Source organism: Pseudomonas sp. ACM7 (genome assembly GCF_004136015.1).
Classification (GTDB): Bacteria; Pseudomonadota; Gammaproteobacteria; order Pseudomonadales; family Pseudomonadaceae; genus Aquipseudomonas; species Aquipseudomonas frigoris.
Genome location: NZ_CP024866.1, coordinates 2277728 through 2297203, shown reverse-complemented (window position 1 = coordinate 2297203; position 19476 = coordinate 2277728). Strand labels below are relative to the sequence as shown.

21 protein-coding genes are annotated in these 19476 nt (G+C 59.7%); 11 read left to right on the top strand and 10 right to left on the bottom strand.

Going from position 1 to position 19476, the window contains the following annotated elements; all coding sequences use genetic code 11:
- Positions 1-76: 76 nt before the first annotated feature.
- The 4 genes from CUN63_RS10765 to CUN63_RS10750 form a co-directional block, all read right to left on the bottom strand.
- Entirely contained in the window at positions 77-349 is a 273-nt protein-coding gene (locus tag CUN63_RS10765; RefSeq protein ID WP_008149405.1) for an oxidative damage protection protein, read from the bottom strand.
- Positions 346-1413, bottom strand: a complete 1068-nt coding sequence (gene mutY / locus CUN63_RS10760) for an A/G-specific adenine glycosylase (RefSeq protein ID WP_129439282.1) — start codon at positions 1411-1413, stop codon at positions 346-348. The genes CUN63_RS10765 and mutY overlap by 4 nt, the downstream gene beginning before the upstream one ends.
- Positions 1410-3626 (bottom strand): AsmA family protein, encoded by a 2217-nt coding sequence (locus CUN63_RS10755; RefSeq protein ID WP_129439280.1) that lies wholly within the window; start codon positions 3624-3626, stop codon positions 1410-1412. Before CUN63_RS10755 ends, mutY begins: the two co-directional genes overlap by 4 nt.
- Positions 3627-3704: 78 nt before the next feature.
- On the bottom strand, positions 3705-4109 hold the full coding sequence (locus tag CUN63_RS10750) for an acetyl-CoA sensor PanZ family protein (protein ID WP_129439278.1): 405 nt from the start codon (positions 4107-4109) through the stop codon (positions 3705-3707).
- 218 nt (positions 4110-4327) lie between these two features.
- Here CUN63_RS10750 and CUN63_RS10745 point away from each other — a divergent pair, with 218 nt between their 5' ends.
- The 7 genes from CUN63_RS10745 (at position 4328) to CUN63_RS10715 (ending at position 10149) form a co-directional block, all read left to right on the top strand.
- A complete protein-coding gene (locus CUN63_RS10745) occupies positions 4328-5992 on the top strand; it encodes an OFA family MFS transporter (protein WP_129439276.1) in 1665 nt (554 codons plus the stop codon).
- Positions 5993-6262: 270 nt separating this feature from the next.
- On the top strand, positions 6263-6856 hold the full coding sequence (hisB, locus tag CUN63_RS10740) for an imidazoleglycerol-phosphate dehydratase HisB (protein WP_129439274.1): 594 nt from the start codon (positions 6263-6265) through the stop codon (positions 6854-6856).
- Entirely contained in the window at positions 6856-7494 is a 639-nt protein-coding gene (hisH, locus tag CUN63_RS10735) for an imidazole glycerol phosphate synthase subunit HisH (protein WP_076028989.1), read from the top strand. The genes hisB and hisH overlap by 1 nt, the downstream gene beginning before the upstream one ends.
- Positions 7495-7755, top strand: coding sequence for a DUF2164 domain-containing protein (locus CUN63_RS10730; RefSeq protein WP_054616495.1), 261 nt, complete (start codon positions 7495-7497; stop codon positions 7753-7755). It begins immediately after the preceding gene.
- Positions 7756-7797: 42 nt separating this feature from the next.
- Positions 7798-8535 carry a 1-(5-phosphoribosyl)-5-[(5-phosphoribosylamino)methylideneamino]imidazole-4-carboxamide isomerase gene (gene hisA, locus CUN63_RS10725; protein ID WP_129439272.1) on the top strand — a complete coding sequence of 246 codons (738 nt, stop codon included), beginning with the start codon at positions 7798-7800 and terminating at the stop codon, positions 8533-8535.
- Between the two features lie 9 nt (positions 8536-8544).
- Positions 8545-9315: an imidazole glycerol phosphate synthase subunit HisF gene (gene hisF, locus CUN63_RS10720; protein ID WP_121731627.1), complete on the top strand. Its 771-nt coding sequence runs from the start codon at positions 8545-8547 to the stop codon at positions 9313-9315.
- Positions 9316-9393: 78 nt separating this feature from the next.
- Complete coding sequence (locus CUN63_RS10715) at positions 9394-10149, top strand: ABC transporter substrate-binding protein (protein ID WP_129439270.1); 756 nt, start codon at positions 9394-9396, stop codon at positions 10147-10149.
- A gap of 3 nt (positions 10150-10152) precedes the next feature.
- Here CUN63_RS10715 and CUN63_RS10710 read toward each other — a convergent pair whose 3' ends face one another.
- The 5 genes from CUN63_RS10710 to gpmI form a co-directional block, all read right to left on the bottom strand.
- Positions 10153-11388, bottom strand: coding sequence for a serine protease (locus CUN63_RS10710; protein WP_129439268.1), 1236 nt, complete (start codon positions 11386-11388; stop codon positions 10153-10155).
- A 108-nt stretch (positions 11389-11496) separates the two neighbouring features.
- Positions 11497-12288: a divergent polysaccharide deacetylase family protein gene (locus tag CUN63_RS10705; protein ID WP_129439266.1), complete on the bottom strand. Its 792-nt coding sequence runs from the start codon at positions 12286-12288 to the stop codon at positions 11497-11499.
- Between the two features lies 1 nt (position 12289).
- Positions 12290-13609 (bottom strand): S41 family peptidase, encoded by a 1320-nt coding sequence (locus CUN63_RS10700; RefSeq protein ID WP_129445084.1) that lies wholly within the window; start codon positions 13607-13609, stop codon positions 12290-12292.
- A 31-nt stretch (positions 13610-13640) separates the two neighbouring features.
- Complete coding sequence (locus CUN63_RS10695; RefSeq protein ID WP_129439264.1) at positions 13641-14939, bottom strand: murein hydrolase activator EnvC; 1299 nt, start codon at positions 14937-14939, stop codon at positions 13641-13643.
- Between the two features lie 253 nt (positions 14940-15192).
- Positions 15193-16722: a 2,3-bisphosphoglycerate-independent phosphoglycerate mutase gene (gene gpmI / locus CUN63_RS10690; RefSeq protein WP_129439262.1), complete on the bottom strand. Its 1530-nt coding sequence runs from the start codon at positions 16720-16722 to the stop codon at positions 15193-15195.
- Positions 16723-16875: 153 nt separating this feature from the next.
- Between gpmI and CUN63_RS10685 the strand changes: the two genes are divergently transcribed.
- Genes CUN63_RS10685 through secB form a run of 3 tightly spaced genes read left to right on the top strand, consistent with a single transcriptional unit; the run spans position 16876 to position 18078 of the window.
- The gene (locus CUN63_RS10685; protein ID WP_008149429.1) at positions 16876-17289 is read left to right on the top strand and encodes a rhodanese-like domain-containing protein; all 414 of its coding nucleotides are present in this window, start codon (positions 16876-16878) and stop codon (positions 17287-17289) included.
- A gap of 1 nt (position 17290) precedes the next feature.
- Complete coding sequence (grxC, locus tag CUN63_RS10680; protein ID WP_008149430.1) at positions 17291-17545, top strand: glutaredoxin 3; 255 nt, start codon at positions 17291-17293, stop codon at positions 17543-17545.
- A gap of 41 nt (positions 17546-17586) precedes the next feature.
- On the top strand, positions 17587-18078 hold the full coding sequence (gene secB, locus CUN63_RS10675) for a protein-export chaperone SecB (RefSeq protein ID WP_027922165.1): 492 nt from the start codon (positions 17587-17589) through the stop codon (positions 18076-18078).
- Positions 18079-18209: 131 nt separating this feature from the next.
- Here the strand turns inward: secB and CUN63_RS10665 are convergent, their stop codons facing one another.
- On the bottom strand, positions 18210-18665 hold the full coding sequence (locus CUN63_RS10665) for a tRNA (cytidine(34)-2'-O)-methyltransferase (RefSeq protein ID WP_007949025.1): 456 nt from the start codon (positions 18663-18665) through the stop codon (positions 18210-18212).
- Here CUN63_RS10665 and CUN63_RS10660 point away from each other — a divergent pair.
- Positions 18664-19104 carry a hypothetical protein gene (locus tag CUN63_RS10660; protein WP_046052179.1) on the top strand — a complete coding sequence of 147 codons (441 nt, stop codon included), beginning with the start codon at positions 18664-18666 and terminating at the stop codon, positions 19102-19104. The genes CUN63_RS10665 and CUN63_RS10660 overlap by 2 nt on opposite strands.
- Positions 19105-19476: the final 372 nt, after the last annotated feature.

Below are 19476 nucleotides of genomic sequence, written 5' to 3'. Positions count from 1 at the left end.
GGGGGTCGTCAAGAAAGTTTTCAAAAAAATTTTAATTATTACCGTCGCTTACGTTCCGACCCTCGAAAAAGCGGGATTATTCAGCCGGCGGAACGTAGCCGTCAGCCTTGGCGTATTCCTCGCCGGAAAAGAACTTGTCCATCTCGCCCTGAAGATATTTGCGGTCTTCGGCGTTCATCATGTTCAGGCGTTTTTCGTTGATCAGCAGGGTCTGGTGCTTTTGCCAGTCTGCCCAGGCTTTGGCCGAGACGTGGTCAAAAATGTCCTGACCTTTTGCGCCTGGAAATGGAGCGCGCTCCAGGGCGGGCAATTCTTCTTTGTACTTGCGGCACATGATGGTGCGGGTCATGACGACTCTCCTGCGTTCAATACGGCGGCCGCGCGTTCGAGCAAGGTTTTGACCGGGGCGGCAAGGCCCAGGCGCGGCGGGGTGGCGAGGTTATACCAGAGCCAGTCGGCCTCGGCCACGTGATTGCCGGCCTCCTGGACCTGAACCAGCCAGGGTTCGATGGACAACTGAAAATGACTGAAGGTGTGTACCAGGCTCGGCAGCGCCTGTTGGCTGCCAAGCTCCAGCGAATGCTGCGAAGCCAGATGTTGCAGGTCGTCGAGGTCATCGAGTTCCGGCAGGCTCCATAGACCGCCCCACAAGCCCGTGGAAGGGCGCCGGTAAAGCAGAATCGCGCCGTCGCCGTTGGCGAGCATCGGCATCAGCGTGCGTTTCTGTGGCACGGTTTTACGCGGTTTGGGGATCGGGTAGCGCGTCTCCAGGCCAAGCATGTGCGCTTCGCAGCCCTTTTCGAGCGGGCAGAGCAGGCAGCTCGGCTTGCTGCGGGTGCAAAGTGTGGCGCCCAGATCCATCATCGCCTGGGTATAGGCGTTGACCCGATCATGCGGCGTAAAGCGCTCAGCGTTGGCCCACAGCTGTTTGGCGACCTTTGGCTCGCCCGGATAACCTTCTTGCGCGGTAAAGCGCGCCAGCACCCGTTTGACGTTGCCGTCGAGGATCGGCGCCCGCAAGCCCATGCTCAGGCTGGCGATGGCGCCGGCTGTGGACAGGCCGATGCCCGGTAGATCCGTGAGTTTTTCCACATCGCGGGGAAACTCGCCACCGTACTGCTCGACGACAATCTTCGCGGTCTTCTGCAAATTGCGCGCACGGGTGTAGTAACCGAGGCCGGTCCACAGGTGCAGAACTTCGTCTTCCGGCGCGGCGGCCAGGGCTTCGACCGTCGGCAGCGAGGCCATGAAGCGGTCGAAGTAGTTCAGCACGGTGCTGACCTGGGTCTGCTGCAACATGATTTCCGAGACCCACACCCGATAGGGGGTGATGCCTTGTTGCCAGGGCAAGTCGTGGCGGCCGTGGCGGTCGTACCAGTCCAGCACCGCCGATGAAAACTGCTCGGCTCTCATCGCTTGAACAGCCCCTTCAACGCTTTTTTCAGTTCAGGGCTGACCTTGTCGCCAAGCTTCTCGTCGATTTTTTCGCTGATCCGTTCGCCGGCCAGTTTGCTCGCGACCTCGCCCATGCGTTCGTTATCGAGGCGGCAAGCCTTGGCGCCCAGTTCCAGCGGACCACGGCAGCGCAGCGGCCACTCGATGCCGACGAACTTCTCGCCGACCTGGCAGGCAGGGTCCGGCATGTCGCTCTTGTCGCCTTCGACGATAACGCCCACGCGATAGTCCATGCCCAACACCCGAAGATCGACATCGCCGTCGCCGTTGACGGTCATGCCCGGGATGCGCACTTTCAGGTCCGGGTTGCTGGCCACGCCGTTACGGAAGGTCAGGTTGCCCTTGAGCTCCTGGAACGGTGTGTCCTTGCCCCGAGGTTCGCCGCTAAGGGATTTACGGTTCAGGGTGGCGATGCCTTTGCACAGCTGTTGTTCGAGGTTGGCATTGAGCAGCACGCCGTTGTTGATGACGAAACTGGCGTTGCCGTTGAGGGTTTCGATCAGCGCTTTCTGGCTGTTGCCGTTGCCGGTCAGGTTGCTGTTGAGCGTCACCAGACCTTTGACCGGTGGATTTTTACCTTGGCTTTCAAGGATTTTTTCCACCGGTACTTTGCTGATGCTCGTCTGCATGTTCAGCGCTGGCACCTGTTGGTGCACGTCGAGCGTACCTTTGGCGTCGAAGTTGCCGTCGTACAGGTCGCCGCGAAGGCTTTCCAGTGTTAGCAGACCGCCTTGGCCTGTGGCTTTGAGCGCAGCGTTCTGGATCGGCAATTTATCGAGGGTCAGTTGGCCGAAGGTCAGGTCAGCGTCTACGTCGAGTTTGCTCAGGCGTTCCACCGGCAGCAGGCGCTCGTTGCTCCACGCGTCTTTGGTCGGTGCTTGCGGTAGCGGCGTGCTGCCCGGACCAGCCAAGGCATCGGCTTCGGTGCTGGCCACTTCGGCCTGACGCACCTGCGTCGCGCTACTGGCTTCGGCGGATTTTGGCGGCAGGTAACGGTCGACGTTGAAGGTGTCGGCCTTGAGGGTCGCCCGCAGCGATTGTTTGGCGAAGTCCTCGACGGCGATGCGGCCACTGAAGGTGCTGTCATCGACTTTCAGGTTGATGTTGTCGAGCACCACGCTGGTCGGCGTGCCAGCCAGACGGCTGACTAACTCGACTTTGCTCAGGCTACCGTCAGCCATCGCCGGAAGCTTCTGGCCGATGCTGTCGACGAATTTCGCCAGATCGAACTGGGCGATCGACAGGCCGCCGCTGATTTGCGGGGTTTTGTCGAGGTCGTTGACCTTTAGTTCACCCAATGCGCGCAGTTGGTTGGCAGAGATCTTGATGCCAGTCCATTCGGCGACGTTCGCGGCTTTATCGAGCAGTAACTGGCCCTGGGCGGCGAAGGTCATGGTTTTGCCTTGCAGCGGATCGCCAGCCACTTCGCCAGAGAGTTTCATGTCTTCGAGTTTGTAGCGCTGCAGTGCGCGCTCGAAACGCAGCTCGCCGTTGAGCTCGGTACGGACACGCAAGACCGGCTGGTTGGTGCCCAGGAACGCGGTGAGCTTGACCGGGATGTTCGTGGAGTCATGCACCGGGCCGGTACTCAGCTGGATGCTTTCGGCGCTGAATTGCTTGCCGGTTTTTTCGTCGCTGTATTCAACGCGGGCGTTGTTGACGGTCAGGCTGTCGATGTCCAGGCGAATCGGCTGCGCCGGTTTTTCCGCTTGGGCGGTGGTCTCGGTCGCTGGTTCGCCAGTGGTCGCGGGCGGAGTGGCCGGCGCCGGTACCTTGCCGATGTCTTGCCAGTTGCCGTGACCGTCCTTGTCGCGGGTCAGGCGCAGGTTCAGGCCTTCGACGCGCACATCGCTCATCTGCACTTCACGGCGCAGCAGCGGCAGCACACGGACCGACAAGCCAAGCATCTGCAAGTCAGCGAACGGCTCGGTGGGTTTGGCCAGGGTCGCGACGGTGGCTTCGTGCAATTCCAGGCCCAGCCACGGGAACAGGCTCCAACCGATATCGCCATTGAGCGTCAGCTCGATGTGGGCCTTGTCGCGGGCTATCTGGCGAATCTCGTCTTTATAGTCGTTGGGATCAAAGAGGTGGGTCAGGGCAAAGCCCAGCGCCACAATGATCAGCAACAGCCCGAGAAGTACCAGACCCAGGATTTTGCCGAACGCTTTCATGGGCGAGTCCTTGTAGTTAGTCGAATTCGAAATTTAGCCGGGGAGTATAGCGCTCCGTAGCGGACGACCGGTCAGCGATCACGTCGGCAATACATCCAGCGGTATTTTCAGTTTGGCCGCCAGCGCTTGCGCCTCCAGATGCCCGGCAGGCGCCAGCAAGCGCAATGTCGCGCCCGATTGCGACGCCATTTTCTGCGCTTCATTCACCAGGCGCTCGGCCACGCCACGACGACGGGTGATTTTTCGTATACATAGTTGGGACAGACGCCAGGCATCCGAGTGCCGTTGCAGGCGTGCCGCGCCCAAAAGCCTATCGTTGAAGCGGCCGGCGATCAGCGAACCGTCCAGCAGGCAGCTTTCGATCAACTGCAAATCTCCGGCAAACGGGGCAAACAGCCAGTCCGGCGCATCGCGGTAGATCTTCTGCAGATCTTGCTGATCCTGATAAGTGGCTTCGTTTAGCGGCTCGACAATGATCGGCATGAGGGCTCCTTCAGGTACGAGAACTGATGACATACAAAAGGTGATGTCACTTTGATTTTTCTGTCACGTACAGATGGTAACCTTTGCCGGTTCGTCCGTCCTTCTGCGACGTGATATCGCACCAAAATGGAACTTCACCTCAAAAACAGTCATGCGTGCGCATAAAGGCTGGGGGTGAGGAGCGCTGACGAACCATTCTAATAATTGGGGGATACACCATGACCACGAGCATCACGGCGGACGGCCTCAAAGCCGACCAGCCCGCGTTCCTGTCCAAGGAACGCATCATCGCCAAGCCCGGTTTCAACCGTTGGCTGGTACCACCGGCCGCTCTGGCCATCCACCTGTGCATCGGCATGGCCTACGGCTTTTCGGTGTTCTGGTTGCCACTGTCCAAAGCCCTGGGCGTGACCAAGGCAGTGACCTGCGCGCCGGACATGAGCTTCATCTCGCAAGTCTTCTCGTCCCAATGTGACTGGCCGATCTCGATGCTCGGCTGGATCTACACCCTGTTCTTCATCTTCCTCGGTTGCTCGGCCGCCATCTGGGGCGGCTGGCTGGAACACGCCGGGCCACGTAAGGCTGGCGTTGTGTCGGCACTGTGTTGGTGTGGCGGTCTGCTGATTTCAGCGCTGGGGGTCTATACCCACCAGATATGGCTGATGTGGATCGGCTCCGGGGTCATCGGCGGTATCGGCCTGGGCCTGGGTTACATCTCGCCGGTCTCGACCCTGATCAAGTGGTTCCCGGACAAGCGCGGCATGGCGACCGGCATGGCGATCATGGGTTTCGGCGGTGGCGCGATGGTCGGTGCTCCGCTGGCCGCAGCGCTGATGGGTCACTTCGCTTCGCCAACCAGCGTCGGCGTATGGCAGAGCTTCCTGGTGATGGCCGCGATCTACTTCGTGTTCATGATCGGTGGCGCACTGTCCTACCGCGTTCCGCCAACCGGCTGGAAGCCTGAAGGCTGGACGGCTCCGGCGAAGAAAGCTTCCAACGCGATGATCACCCACCGTCACGTCCACGTGAACGTGGCGTGGAAAACCCCGCAATTCCGTCTGGTGTGGCTGGTGCTGTGCCTGAACGTTTCGGCGGGTATCGGCATCCTCGGCATGGCTTCGCCGCTGTTGCAGGAAGTATTCGCCGGTAAATTGCTGGGCACTGACCAGACGTTTGGTCAACTGGACGCTGGGCAACTGGCCTCGATCGCTGCGATTGCTGCCGGATTTACTGGTTTGCTGAGTCTGTTCAACATCGGTGGCCGGTTCTTCTGGGCCTCGTTCTCGGATTACCTGGGCCGCAAAAACACCTATTTCGTGTTCTTCGCCCTCGGTTTCGCGCTGTACGCGTTGATCCCGAACCTCGGTCACCTGGGCAACGTTGCGCTGTTCGTAGCGGCCTTCTGCATCATCCTGTCGATGTACGGCGGTGGTTTTGCGACTGTCCCTGCGTATCTCGCGGACCTGTTCGGTACGCAAATGGTCGGCGCGATCCACGGTCGTCTGCTGACTGCCTGGGCGGCGGCGGGTGTGTTGGGTCCGGTGTTGGTGAACTACCTGCGTGAGTATCAGTTGAGCATCGGCGTTGAACGCGCCGCGGCTTACGACATCACCCTGTACATCCTTGCGGGCCTGCTGGTGCTGGGTTTCATCTGCAACCTGCTGGTGCGTCCGGTGGCTGACAAGTACTTCATGACCGACGCTGAGCTGGCTGCCGAACAGGCGCTGGGCCACGACAAGGGGGCTGACAGCAGCACCGTATTGGAGTGGAAAGCGAATGCGGGCACCAAGCCTTTGGCAGTGGCTGCGTGGCTGGTGGTGGGTATTCCGTTGGCGTGGGGTGTTTGGGTGACCCTGCAGAAAACCGCAGTACTGTTCCACTAACGCAAAACCCCTGTGGGAGCGGGCTTGCTCGCGAAAGCGGTGTGTCAGTCGACATTGATGTTGGCTGACACACCGCTTTCGCGAGCAAGCCCGCTCCCACATTTGATCTCCTCAAGGTACAGAATCTGGGTTTGCTGGCTTGTACTGACATGTCTATCCCCGACAACACGGGATTCACTCCGTCAGTGAAATCACCTCCCGTGTTTCTGTTTGGCGCCCGCGCCCCTATAATGGCTGCCTTTTTCGCCCAATGATTTTGCGGAGCTGGTGATGGCCGAACGTAAGGCGTCAGTTGAGCGCGACACTCTGGAAACCCAGATCAAAGCCTCGATCAACCTGGATGGCACCGGAAAGGCTCGATTTGATATCGGTGTTCCTTTTCTTGAGCACATGCTGGACCAGATCGCCCGTCACGGGCTGATCGACCTGGATATTGTCAGCAAGGGCGACCTGCATATCGACGACCACCACACGGTGGAAGACGTCGGTATCACCCTGGGTCAGGCCTTCACCAAAGCCATCGGCGACAAAAAAGGCATCCGTCGCTACGGCCATGCCTACGTGCCGCTCGATGAAGCGCTGTCGCGCGTGGTGATCGACTTCTCCGGCCGTCCTGGCCTGCAGATGCATGTTCCTTATACCCGCGCCACCGTCGGCGGTTTCGACGTTGACCTGTTCCAGGAATTCTTCCAGGGCTTCGTCAACCACGCCAACGTCAGCCTGCACATCGACAATCTGCGTGGGCACAACACCCACCACCAGATCGAGACCGTGTTCAAGGCTTTCGGCCGCGCACTGCGCATGGCCGTAGAGCTCGATGACCGCATGGCCGGTCAGATGCCGTCGACCAAAGGCGTTCTGTAATGCAGACGGTCGCGGTTATCGATTACGGCATGGGCAACCTGCACTCGGTGGCCAAGGCCCTCGAGCACGTCGGTGCCGGCAAGGTCTTGATCACCAGTGATGCCGACGTGATTCGCGAAGCCGACCGGGTGGTATTTCCCGGTGTCGGCGCGATTCGCGATTGCATGGCGGAGATCCGTCGCCTGGGCTTCGATTCGCTGGTGCGCGAAGTCAGCCAGGACCGCCCGTTCCTCGGCATCTGCGTCGGCATGCAAGCCTTGCTCGACAGCAGTGAAGAGAACGACGGCGTCGACTGCATCGGCCTGTTTCCGGGCGCGGTGAAGTTCTTTGGCAAAGACCTGCACGAAGATGGCGAACACCTGAAAGTCCCGCACATGGGCTGGAACGAAGTGAAGCAGACGGTCACACATCCGCTGTGGCACAACATTCCGGACCTGGCGCGTTTCTACTTCGTGCACAGCTACTACATCGCTGCCGGCAACCCGCGGCAAGTGGTGGGTGGCGGTCACTACGGTGTCGATTTCGCCGCGGCGCTGGCCGATGGCTCGCGTTTCGCCGTGCAGTTCCACCCGGAGAAGAGCCATACCCATGGCCTGCAATTGCTGCAGAACTTCGCCGCGTGGGATGGTCGCTGGTAAATGGCCGTCAAGAAATCCAAACCGCCGATCCTGACCCTCACTCCTGAACAGGAGAACGAGGCCAATCACAAGATCAAGCGCTTTATGGAAGATCGCTTCGAGCTGGACCTGGGTTCGTTCGAAGCGGCTGAAATCCTTGAGCTGTTTACCCGTGAAATTGCGCCGCACTATTACAACAGGGCGATTTTCGATGTGCAGACGCACCTCAAAGAGAGGTTCGAAAGCATCGAAAGCGACTTGTGGGCGCTCGAGAAAAACTGATTTCCGAGCGAAGCTGAACACTCGAATTTGAAGGTTTGCCAGATGCTGATTATTCCCGCTATCGATCTCAAGGACGGTGCCTGTGTTCGTCTGCGCCAGGGCCGCATGGAAGATTCCACGGTGTTCTCCGATGACCCGGTGAGCATGGCTGCCAAGTGGGTGGAGGGCGGTTGCCGTCGTCTGCATCTGGTCGACCTGAACGGCGCCTTCGAAGGCCAGCCGGTCAACGGCGAAGTGGTCACCGCCATCGCCAAGCGCTACCCGAACCTGCCGATCCAGATCGGCGGCGGTATCCGCTCTCTGGAAACCATCGAACACTACGTGAAAGCGGGCGTGAGCTACGTGATCATCGGCACCAAAGCCGTGAAAGATCCGGCTTTCGTTGCTGAAGCTTGCCGCGCGTTCCCGGGCAAAGTGATCGTCGGTCTGGATGCCAAAGACGGTTTTGTCGCCACTGACGGCTGGGCTGAAATCAGCACCATTCAGGTGATCGACCTGGCCAAGCAATTCGAAGCCGACGGCGTGTCCGCGATCGTTTATACCGACATCGCCAAAGACGGCATGATGCAGGGCTGCAACGTACCGTTCACCGCTGCGCTGGCCGCTGCGACGAAGATTCCGGTCATCGCTTCGGGCGGTATCCACAATCTGGGTGACATCAAGTCGCTGCTCGACGCCAGGGCGCCAGGCATCATCGGCGCCATCACTGGCCGGGCGATCTACGAAGGCACCCTCGACGTCGCTGAAGCGCAAGCTTTCTGCGATTCGTACAAAGGCTGAGGACTGACCATGGCGCTGGCCAAACGCATCATCCCTTGCCTGGACGTGGATAACGGCCGGGTGGTCAAGGGCGTCAAGTTCGAGAACATCCGCGATGCTGGTGACCCGGTGGAAATCGCCCGTCGCTACGACGAGCAGGGTGCCGACGAGATTACTTTTCTCGACATCACCGCCAGCGTCGATGGCCGCGACACCACGCTGCATACCGTCGAGCGCATGGCCAGCCAGGTGTTCATCCCGCTGACCGTGGGTGGCGGTGTGCGTACCGTGCAGGACATTCGCAATCTGCTGAATGCTGGCGCGGACAAGGTTTCGATCAACACTGCTGCGGTATTCAACCCTGAGTTTGTTGGTGAAGCGGCTCAGCATTTCGGTTCGCAGTGCATCGTCGTTGCCATCGACGCGAAGAAGGTTTCACTGCCGGGCGAAACCCCGCGCTGGGAAATCTTCACCCACGGCGGTCGCAAGCCTACCGGTCTCGACGCCGTTGAATGGGCGAAGAAGATGGAAGGCCTCGGTGCCGGTGAGATCCTGCTGACCAGCATGGACCAGGACGGCATGAAAAACGGCTTCGACCTGGGCGTCACCCGCGCCATCAGCGATGCGCTGGGGATTCCGGTAATCGCGTCCGGCGGCGTCGGCAACCTGCAGCATTTGGCCGACGGCATTATCGAAGGCCACGCCAGCGCCGTATTGGCGGCGAGTATTTTCCACTTCGGCGAATACACCGTGCAGGAAGCCAAGGCCTACATGGCTCATCGCGGCATCGTGATGCGCTAAACAAACCGATACAGGCCAGTGGACATCATGGCGGGCTCAGGGCACTCTTGGGTACGCCATGGATTTCGGTAGCCAGACATGCTTAGACGCCTTCTTCTTGCCCTCGCCGGTGCTTCTCTATTGCTCGTCAATGGGGCACATGCCGCAGAAAATCCCGACACCGGCCTGGTGTTGCTGACTGAAAATTTCCCCCCGTACAACATGGCGAAGAACGGCAAGAACTTCGCTCAGGACGAGAACATCAACGGCATCGCCGTGGACATCGTCCGCGAGATGTTCAAACGTGCCGAAGTCACTTACAGCCTGACGCTGCGCTTCCCTTGGGAGCGAATCTACAAACTCGCCCTGGAGAAGCCCGGTTACGGCGTATTTGTGATGGCGCGGTTGCCGGACCGCGAGAACCTGTTCAAGTGGGTTGGCCCGATCGGGCCGGATGACTGGATCATGCTGGCCAAGGCCGATAGCAAGATCAGCCTTGAGTCGTTGGAGCAGGCGCGCAAATACAAGATTGGTGCGTATAAAGGCGATGCGATTGCCGAGACGTTGGCCAAGCAGGGATTGAAGCCGATAGTCGTGCTGCGGGATCAGGACAACGCGAAGAAGCTGGTCAATGGCCAGATTGATCTGTGGGCCACGGGTGATCCGGCCGGACGTTACCTGGCTCGCCAGGACGGTGTGACCGGGCTCAAGACCGTGCTGCGATTTAACAGCGCCGAGTTGTACCTGGCATTGAACAAGGACGTGCCGGATGACGTCGTCGCCAAGCTTCAGGCAGCGCTGGATCAGCTGCGCAAGGAAGGCGTGGTGGACGACATCATGGCGAAGTATCTGTAACCATCACTTCGATACAACCTGAGATGGAGCCGGCGTCGCGCTCAAGTACACGGCACTTGTAAACACGTTATTCAACATCGCCCTTGTCAGCTGCAGTTCCCCTGAGGCGACGCCGATAATGCACAGTGCATGTGCGCCGCTTTGTGGCCCGATTTCAGTATTGATGTAAGCATCTTCAGCGCTGATGGCGGCGCTGTAATTGTCGGAAACTTTGCAGTCCCTGGCGTTATGGACCGTTTTGTAGCGATAGAAGGGCGCCTCGAGGGAGAACCTGAAGTCCCACGTAGGCAATACGATCTGCTCATTCGCGTTTTGCGTTCTATGAACGTATGACTTCAGCTTCCAGGGCTCCGTGACAGTCAGCTCGACCGGCTCCAACGAACAGTTCGCCCCATCGCTGGTGAAGACACCGTCAATAAAGCAGTTGTGTAGAAAGTTGGCAGAGTAGCTGTAGTTGAAACGGGCGGCCTTGCAAGACGTCGAGTGCTCACAATCTGGCGGCGCTGGGGTATTGCGCGAGATCACGACTTTACTGACGATGCCGGTGATTTCATTGGTGCGGCGGTTCAGCATCGGGCTGCCGGAGCTGCCACCGTGAAGGTCGCAGTTGTTTTTCATGGCCAAAGGGAACACCCCGGGGTGATCGATGAACGTTCCGGCGGTTTGTTCAGCGCAGGCACTCAGTCGAAGCCCTTGTTCGGTAAAGCCGCCCGGCGCGCCAATGTTAAGCGCATCATGACTCTCGTTGGTTTGATGGGACGCCAGCTTGAGCGGGTTGACCCCGGCCTGTATCAGCGACGCCAATGTTGCGTCGACCTCCAGTACTGCAAGATCGGTCCCGACCAGACTGCTCCATCGGGCAGTCCGGATGGCGTATCGGCGCTTACGCTGTGGCATGTCATGAAAGTAGTGGAAGGTGACGCTGGCTTTAAAAGGCAGATTGGTCCGCGCCGAACCGTACTGAAACAACACGCAATGACCGCTGGTGAGCAGGTAAGCAGGGCCGGTGGCTCGGCCTTGCCTGTTTCGCGTATCCAGTAGAACGGCGCTGCAGGTCAAGCCCGATTGGAGATTGAGTCGTCCCACGCCGCTCCAGAGTTCATAAAGATGTTCGCTGTTTTGCAGTGCCCTTGACGGTGAGTCGTTGACGGCGCCTTCGCCCAGATCGCGGGCCTGCACTGCGGAAATAGCCAGCAGGCCAATCAGGCCTGCGAAGCAAAAGAAGCTAAGGTATTTCATGTCCATTCCTTGGTGATGAAATTCAGGGTGAGCGCTATCGTGGCACGCGGCTGTGTACCGGCAGGTATAAATAGTTATCGCGAAATGGGGTGGGCGGGCTGCGAGGAATTATCGGGCAGTCGGGAGGCGGTACTGGCCATCCTTGCCGTGCGCTGCCGTTGCACGATTGCCGCGCACGCTGATCATCTGTTTGATGTCGATCCAGTCAATACCCTGAGCTTTGAGCTTGGGTAATTCACGTTCAAGTACCGCTAATGTCTGCGGATACGGATGCCCGATCATCACCGCAGAACCCTGTTTGCGCGCCAGGCTGATAGCCGTCTGTAGCTGAGTAAAGATCGCGGCTTCAGTGGGCTCGTCATCCAGGAACACATCCCGCGAAACGCTCGCCAAACCGATCTTCTGCGCCTCGGCGGCCGCCACGGTTTGTGCACTGGTGCGGCTGTCGACGAAGAACTTGTGTCGGCGCTGCAAGTCCGCCATCAGCCAGGCCATGGCCGGTTGCTGAACGGTCATGCGGCTGCCCATGTGGTTGTTGATGCCAGCGGTATACGGCACAGCCTGGAACGCCGCGTTCAGGCGCTTTTCGAGTTCTTCGATGGGCAACTCGGGATGCCAGGCAAACGGCCCGGTGGCCGGGTCCATCGGCATGTGCAGGATGACAGTCTTGCCGGCGCGATGGGCCTCGCGGGCGAATTCGGTGGCGTGGGGTGTATCGGGCATGATCGCCGTGGTGACGGGGCCGGGCAGGGCCAACACGCGGCGATCCCGGGGCAGGTTCTGCCCCAGGTCATCGATGATCAGGCTTAGATAGGCCTTTTGAGGCGTCGTCGCGACGGGCGCTGCATGAGCAACACCCGCCAGACAGCACAGCAAGCCGAGGATGAACCGCAGGCGCATCTCAGCGGCCGGAGGTGATGCTCAACCCTTTGAGCAGGCTCAGGGCCTGGGCCAACTGGTAGTCGTCATCCTGCGGCATCGCCTTGGCTTTGCCACTGGAGCTGGTCGGTTTGTCGGCGCCGCCGTTGCCATTGCCCAGGTGACCTTGCAGATCGGCTTCCTTGAAGTACTCGCCGTCCTGCTCGTTGGTGATCTTGGCCTTGCGCACTTCGATGTCCGGGACGATGCCCTGAGCCTGGATCGAGCGGCCGTTCGGCGTGTAATACAGCGCCGTGGTGATCTTCAGTGCGCGGTCGTTGTTCAGCGGCAGCACGGTTTGTACCGAGCCTTTGCCGAAACTGGTGGTGCCCATGACCACCGCGCGTTTCTGATCCTGCAAGGCGCCGGCGACAATTTCCGAGGCCGAGGCGCTGCCGCCGTTGATCAGCGCGACCATTGGCACGGCTTCGCTTTCGTCCTTGCCGGTGGCGGAGAAACGCAGTTCGGAGTTGGCGATACGGCCCTTGGTGTAAACGATCAGGCCCTTGGTGATGAAGTGGTCGACCACTTCCACTGCCGCTTGCAGCACGCCGCCCGGGTTGTTACGCAGGTCGAGGATGATGCCTTTGAGCTTCTTGCCGTTGTCCTTGCGCAGCTTGGCCAGGGCCTTGGAGACCTCTTCGCCGGTCTTGACCTGAAACTGGGTGATGCGGATGTAGCCGTAGCCGGACTCCAGCAGCTGGCTCTTCACGCTCTTCACTTGAATGATGGCGCGGGCCAGGGTCACGTCAAACGGTGTACCGCCGTCGCGCACCAGGGTCAGGGTGATTTTCTGGCCGATCTTGCCGCGCATCTTGTCCACGGCTTCGGTCATGCTCTGGCCGCGGGTCGGCTGGCCGTTGATCTTGACGATGAAGTCGCCGGCCTGAATGCCAGCCTTGGAGGCCGGGGTGTCATCGATCGGTGAAACGACCTTGATGAAACCGTCTTCGGCGCCAACTTCGATGCCCAGGCCGCCGAATTCGCCGCTGGTGCTTTCCTGCAACTCAGCGAAGTCTTCCGGGCCCAGGTAGGCGGAGTGCGGGTCGAGGTTGCTGAGCATGCCTTTGATGGCGTTTTCCAGCAGGGTCTTGTCGTCCACTGGTTCGACATAGGCAGCCTTGATCCGATCCATGACCTCGGCAAAGGTGCGCAACTCTTCCAGCGGCAATGGCGCCTTGGTGGTCGCAGCAGTGCCCGCAGGCGCGACCGCCGGGGCCGGTTGAGCGGCGAACGCCAGAGGCGCGCCGATCACCAGGGCGATCGTCAGGGCCAGCGAGGTAAGGCGGGACAAATGCAGCATGTCGAACGAACTCCTGAAGTAGATGGCGTACTTATCCTTGCGCACGACACCATTGCGCTGGATCACTCGGGTGACCCTGCTGACGAATAGCGAAATACAGCGCTGGTGTGTCTTGCCCGCCACTGCTACCCACAGTGGAGATGGACTCACCGGCTTTTACCACGTCACCCGCAGACTTGAGCAGCGTCTGGTTGTGACCATAAAGACTCAAAAAACCGTTGCCGTGGTCGAGAATCACCAGCAGCCCGGCGCCTCGCAACCAGTCGGCGAACACCACGCGACCGCCATGCACGGCGTGCACCTGGCTGCCGGCGGAGGCGCTGATCATCACGCCGTCCCACTTGGTGCGGGCGTCGTCGCCACGGGTTTCGCCAAAGCGTGCCAGCAGTCGACCATCAACGGGCCACGGAAGTTTTCCCCGGCTTGAAGCAAAGGGGCCACCAAAGGTCTCGCCTGAACTTGAAACCAGTGCGCCGGGTGTCGATTTAACGAGTTTGCGTGGGGCGTCAGTGGCGTCTGCATCTGCTGCAGCCTGAGCCTCACGTAAACGCTTTTTTTCGGCTTCCTGCTGGGCGATCAGCGCTTTTTGCCGCGCTTCTTCTGCCTCACGGGCCTGACGGGCCAGGGTTTCTTCAATGGTTTTAAGGACTTTAGACAGGTCTGCCTGATCCTGCTCGCGGGCTGCCAGCTTCTGATCGCGGGCCTTCACGTCGTCGCTGAGTTTGGCCAGGACTTGCTGGCGCTCCTTGCGGACTTTGTCGAGTTCGTCGCGCTGGCTGTCGAGGCTGCTTTTCTGCACCAGCAATTGCGCCTGTTGCATGGCGATGTCTTTTTCGACATTAGCCAGCTGGCGCAGGGTTTCGTTGAAATTCTTCAGCTGCTCCAGGCGGGCCTGGCTCAGGTAGTCGTAATAGGTGAGGGTGCGGGCGAATTTTTCCGGGTTCTGCTGGTTGAGCAGCAGCTTCAAGTACTCCTGACGGCCGTTCTGATAGGCCGCGCGGGCCTGAATGGCGATCAGTCGCTGCTGTTCAATCCGCGCGCTCTGGAGTTTTTTTTTCTCGGCATCGAGTCGCTGCAGCTCGGATTCGCTTTTCTTCAGCTCTTTTTGCAGGGCGTCGACCTGCTTCTCGAGCTTGCCCATCTCGGTCTCGGTGCCTTTGAGGTCTTTTTGCACACCGGATTTTTCTTCCTGGAGCTTGCCCAGCAGTTTTTTCAGCTCGGCAATGTCCTGACGCGTGGCGTCCAACTGTTGTTGGGTTTGCGCGCGCTCGTCAGCAAAGGCCGGTTGGAGCAGGCATGTCAGAGCAAGGGCTATCAGGACGCGAAGCATAGAGGCGGGCGACACCAGGGAAAGGGACGGCCTAGTATGCCCGCCAAGCGCTGCAAAAAAAACGCCCAATTGGGGCTGTGTGATAACCGGAGCAGAGTTACCTCTGAAAACACCCCAAAACCAATGTGGGAGCGAGCTTGCTCGCGATGGCGCCATAACATTCAACGTAGATGTTGACTGTCAGATTGCTATCGGAGCAATCGAGCGTCGACCGGCTGCTCCCACAGGGTTTAGCGGCGTTTGTTAGGCCGGATTACACCAGAATCGACGTGCCGGTCATCTCAGCTGGTTTCTCAAGATCCATCAACATCAGCATGGTCGGTGCCACATCCGCCAGCACGCCGCCGTCGCGAACCTTGAAGTCACGCTTGCCAACATAGATGAACGGCACCGGTTCGGTGGTGTGGGCGGTATGTGCCTGGCCGGTGGATTCGTCGGCCATTTGCTCGACGTTGCCGTGGTCGGCAGTAATCAGCGCTTCACCGGCGACTTTTTCCAGGGCATCGACGATGCGGCCAACACACAGGTCGAGGCATTCAACGGCCTTAACGGCTGCGTCGAACACGCCGCTGTGGCCGACCATGTCGCCGTTGGCGTAGTTGACCACGATCACGTCGTAACGCTGGTTTTCGATGGCATCGACGATGCGGTCGGTGACTTCCGGGGCGCTCATCTCGGGCTGCAAGTCATAGGTGGCGACTTTTGGCGACGGGATCAGGATGCGTTCTTCGCCCGGGAACGGTTCTTCACGGCCGCCGGAGAAGAAGAAGGTCACGTGGGCATACTTCTCGGTTTCGGCGATGCGCAGCTGGGTCTTGCCGTTTTTTGCCAGGTAGTCGCCCAGCACGTTGTCCAGGCTGCCCGCGGCGAAGGCCGATGGCGCGGGAATGCTGGCGGCGTACTGGGTCAGCATGACGAAGCCGGCCAGTTTTGGCTGGCGGGCACGTTCGAATTCCTTGAAATCGTCTTCGACGAACACGCGGGTCAGTTCGCGGGCGCGGTCAGCGCGGAAGTTCATGAACACCACGGCGTCGCCGTCTTCGACTTTAACCGGCTCGCCGATGGAAGTGGCTTTGACGAATTCGTCGCTCTCGCCACGTTCATACGCGGCTTGCAGGCCTTCCTGTGCGGTGGCAGCGTTGAATTCGCCGTTGCCGTCGACAATCAGGTTGTAAGCCTGGGACACGCGGTCCCAACGGTTGTCGCGGTCCATGGCGAAGTAACGGCCAACAATGCTGGCGATCCGGCCTTTGCCGAGGGCCTGGAAGGCCGCATCCAGCAGTTCGATGGACGACTGGGCGCTTTTCGGCGGTGTGTCGCGACCATCAAGGAAGGCGTGCAGATAGATTTTTTCGGCGCCGCGCTTGAAAGCCAGTTCAGCCATGGCAACCAGGTGATCCTGGTGGCTGTGAACGCCGCCATCGGACAGCAGGCCCATGAAGTGCACGGCTTTGCCGGCAGCGACGGCTTTATCGACAGCGGCGCAGATGGTCGGGTTCTCGAAGAACTCGCCGTCGCGGATCGATTTGGTCACGCGTGTGAAGTCTTGATACACCACGCGGCCGGCGCCGAGGTTCATGTGGCCGACTTCGGAGTTGCCCATCTGGCCGTCCGGCAGGCCGACGTCCATGCCGCTGCCCGAGATCAGGCCGTTCGGCACGGTGGCCCACAGACGGTCCAGTACGGGCTTCTTCGCCGCAAAGATGGCGTTGGATTCAGGGCTCTCACTGTGACCGAAGCCGTCGAGAATAATCAGGACCAAAGGTTTAGGCGTGGTAGTCATGGATTCCACTCGTGGCTGAGTTAAAAGAGGGCGATGGAAAAGGGAGTGGCAGTTTAAAGCTAAGTTCCGACGGCGTCACCGCCGGACGGGGTTTGGCCCACCATAGTGGCTGTGTATACTGGCCGACATTTTAACGCCCTGGAACCTCCTTCGATGGTTGCTCACCTGATTGAATTTGCCACTAACCACTATCTGCTCGTCGGTATCTTCGTCGTACTGCTGGCGTTGCTGATCGCTTATCAGATGCAAGGCGGCGGTCGCAGCCTGAGCACCGGTGAACTGACCGGGCTGGTCAACAAGGACGCGGGCGTTGTGATCGACATTCGTTCGACCAAGGACTTCGCCGCCGGTCACATTGTTGGCGCGGTGAACATTCCTCACGACAAACTGACCGCTCGCGTCGGCGAGCTGGAAAAGCACAAGGCCAAGACCATCATCCTGGTCGATGCCATGGGCCAGACTGCCGGCACGCATGCCCGCGAACTGATGAAGTCCGGCTTCACCGCCGCCAAGCTCTCCGGCGGTATTTCCAGCTGGAAAGGCGACAACCTGCCGCTGGTGAAGTGAAATGAGCAACGTCGTCGTCTATTCCAGCGATTACTGCCCTTACTGCTCACGAGCCAAGTACCTGCTCGAGAACAAAGGCGTGGCCTTCGAAGAGATCAAGGTCGATGGCAAGCCGCAGGTGCGTGCCGCCATGGCTCAGAAGGCCGGACGTACGTCCGTGCCGCAGATCTGGATCGGCAGCACCCACGTGGGTGGTTGTGATGATTTGTTCGCCCTTGAGCGCGCCGGCAAGCTCGACGCCATGCTCAAGGCCTGAATGCCTTCCCTATAAGACCCCAAGATCAGAAAGGATCTGAGATGACTGACCAACAGAACACTGCAGCTAGCGAAGAAGAAACCGCACCGCAATTTTCCTTGCAGCGCATCTACGTACGTGACTTGTCCTTCGAAGCCCCGAAAAGCCCGGCCATCTTCCGCCAGCAGTGGGAACCGAGCGTCGGTCTGGATCTGAACACCCGTCAAAAGGCTCTGGAAGGCGACTTCCACGAAGTCGTGCTGACCTTGTCCGTGACCGTGAAAAACGGTGAAAACGGCGAAGTGGCGTTCATCGCTGAAGTGCAACAGGCCGGGATCTTCCTGATCAAGAACCTCGACGACGCCTCGATGAGCCACACCCTCGGCGCGTTCTGCCCGAACATCCTGTTCCCGTACGCTCGCGAGACCCTGGACAGCCTGGTCACCCGTGGCTCCTTCCCGGCCCTGATGCTGGCCCCGGTGAACTTCGACGCGCTGTACGCACAAGAACTGCAACGCATGCAGGCTGCGGGCGAAACCCCAACCGTGCAATAAGCGGTCTGAGCGTCGAAGCAAGTCCAATGTGGGAGCGGGCTTGCTCGCGAAAGCGGTTGATCATTCAACATTGATGTTGACTGACACGACGCCTTCGCGAGCAAGCCCGCTCCCACATTTGTTATGCGGTGTTATTTAAAACCGAGCTGGCGCCAGCCTTCGTAGACGGCGACCGCCACGGTGTTCGACAGGTTCAGGCTGCGGCAGCCTTCACGCATCGGCAGGCGCAGGCGCTGTTCGCCGGGCAGGGCATCGAGTACTTCCGCCGGCAAACCACGGCTTTCCGGGCCGAACAGGAATGCATCGCCTTCGGCGAAGCTGGCATCGTGGAACGGCCGCGAGCCCTTGGTGGTGAAGGCGAACAGCCGAGGATGACCGAGGCTTTCCAGACAGCTGGCGAGGTCTGCGTGGCGTTGCAGGGTGGCATACTCGTGGTAATCGAGGCCGGCCCGGCGCAGGCGCTTGTCGTCCATCTCGAAGCCCAGCGGTTCGATCAAATGCAGGTGGCAGCCACTGTTGGCGCACAGCCTGATAACGTTGCCGGTATTCGGCGGAATTTCTGGTTGGAAAAGGATGACGTGAAACATGCACGGCTCCGAAGGTAAAGATGAGCGGCATTCTACGCCTGAAGCGGACCCGCGTTCGAAGCTATTCCCGCGAGTGATGGCTTCGCTGGCGATTGTCGGGGTGATGGTAGGGCTGATGATCGGTCGCCTGACCACGCCCGACCCCAGCGAATTGCAGCAGGTCGAGGTGACGAACGACGGGTTGGTGGTGTGGTTCAACAACGAACCCAAGGCTCACGGCGAGTTCGTCGACGGTAGCCTCGCGTTGCTGTTCGAGGCTGAAGGCAAGGCGCAGAAAGGTCAGCTCAAAATCAACGACAAGAGCGTGAACTGGCGCGTGCGTTTGAGTGATGGGGGGTTGTTGCTGACGGTGGTGGCGGCTCGGCCACTGCAGGGCGAGTGGGCCGGTAGCGAGGTCGATGACCGCTGGCGGCTGGAGATCCATCTCCGAGAGCAATAAAAGAGGGAATCCCCGGCCTGCCTGTACCAAGGTCCCCAAAACGGGAGGGCTCGCGCATTGCGTCGTGAGCCCGGTGTAAAGAAGGAACCCCTGACCTGCCTGTATCAAGGGCCCCAAAACTGCTTGGGCTCGTCGCAAGTGCGGTGTGAGCCCGATGTAAAGAGGGGAATCCCCGGCCTGCCTGTACCAAGGTCCCCGAAACCGGGTAGTGAACTGAATCACTGAATGGACTATTGCAGGGGGCGTGCCAGGTTTTAACAAGTTGAAACAGAATGTCGCGCAGAAACGTCGAAAGCCCCGTATTCCGGGGCTTTCGTGTTTTTTCGATAGGGGTTCGATTGCGAAAGCCGGCGGGATTTCGGATCTGTTGCC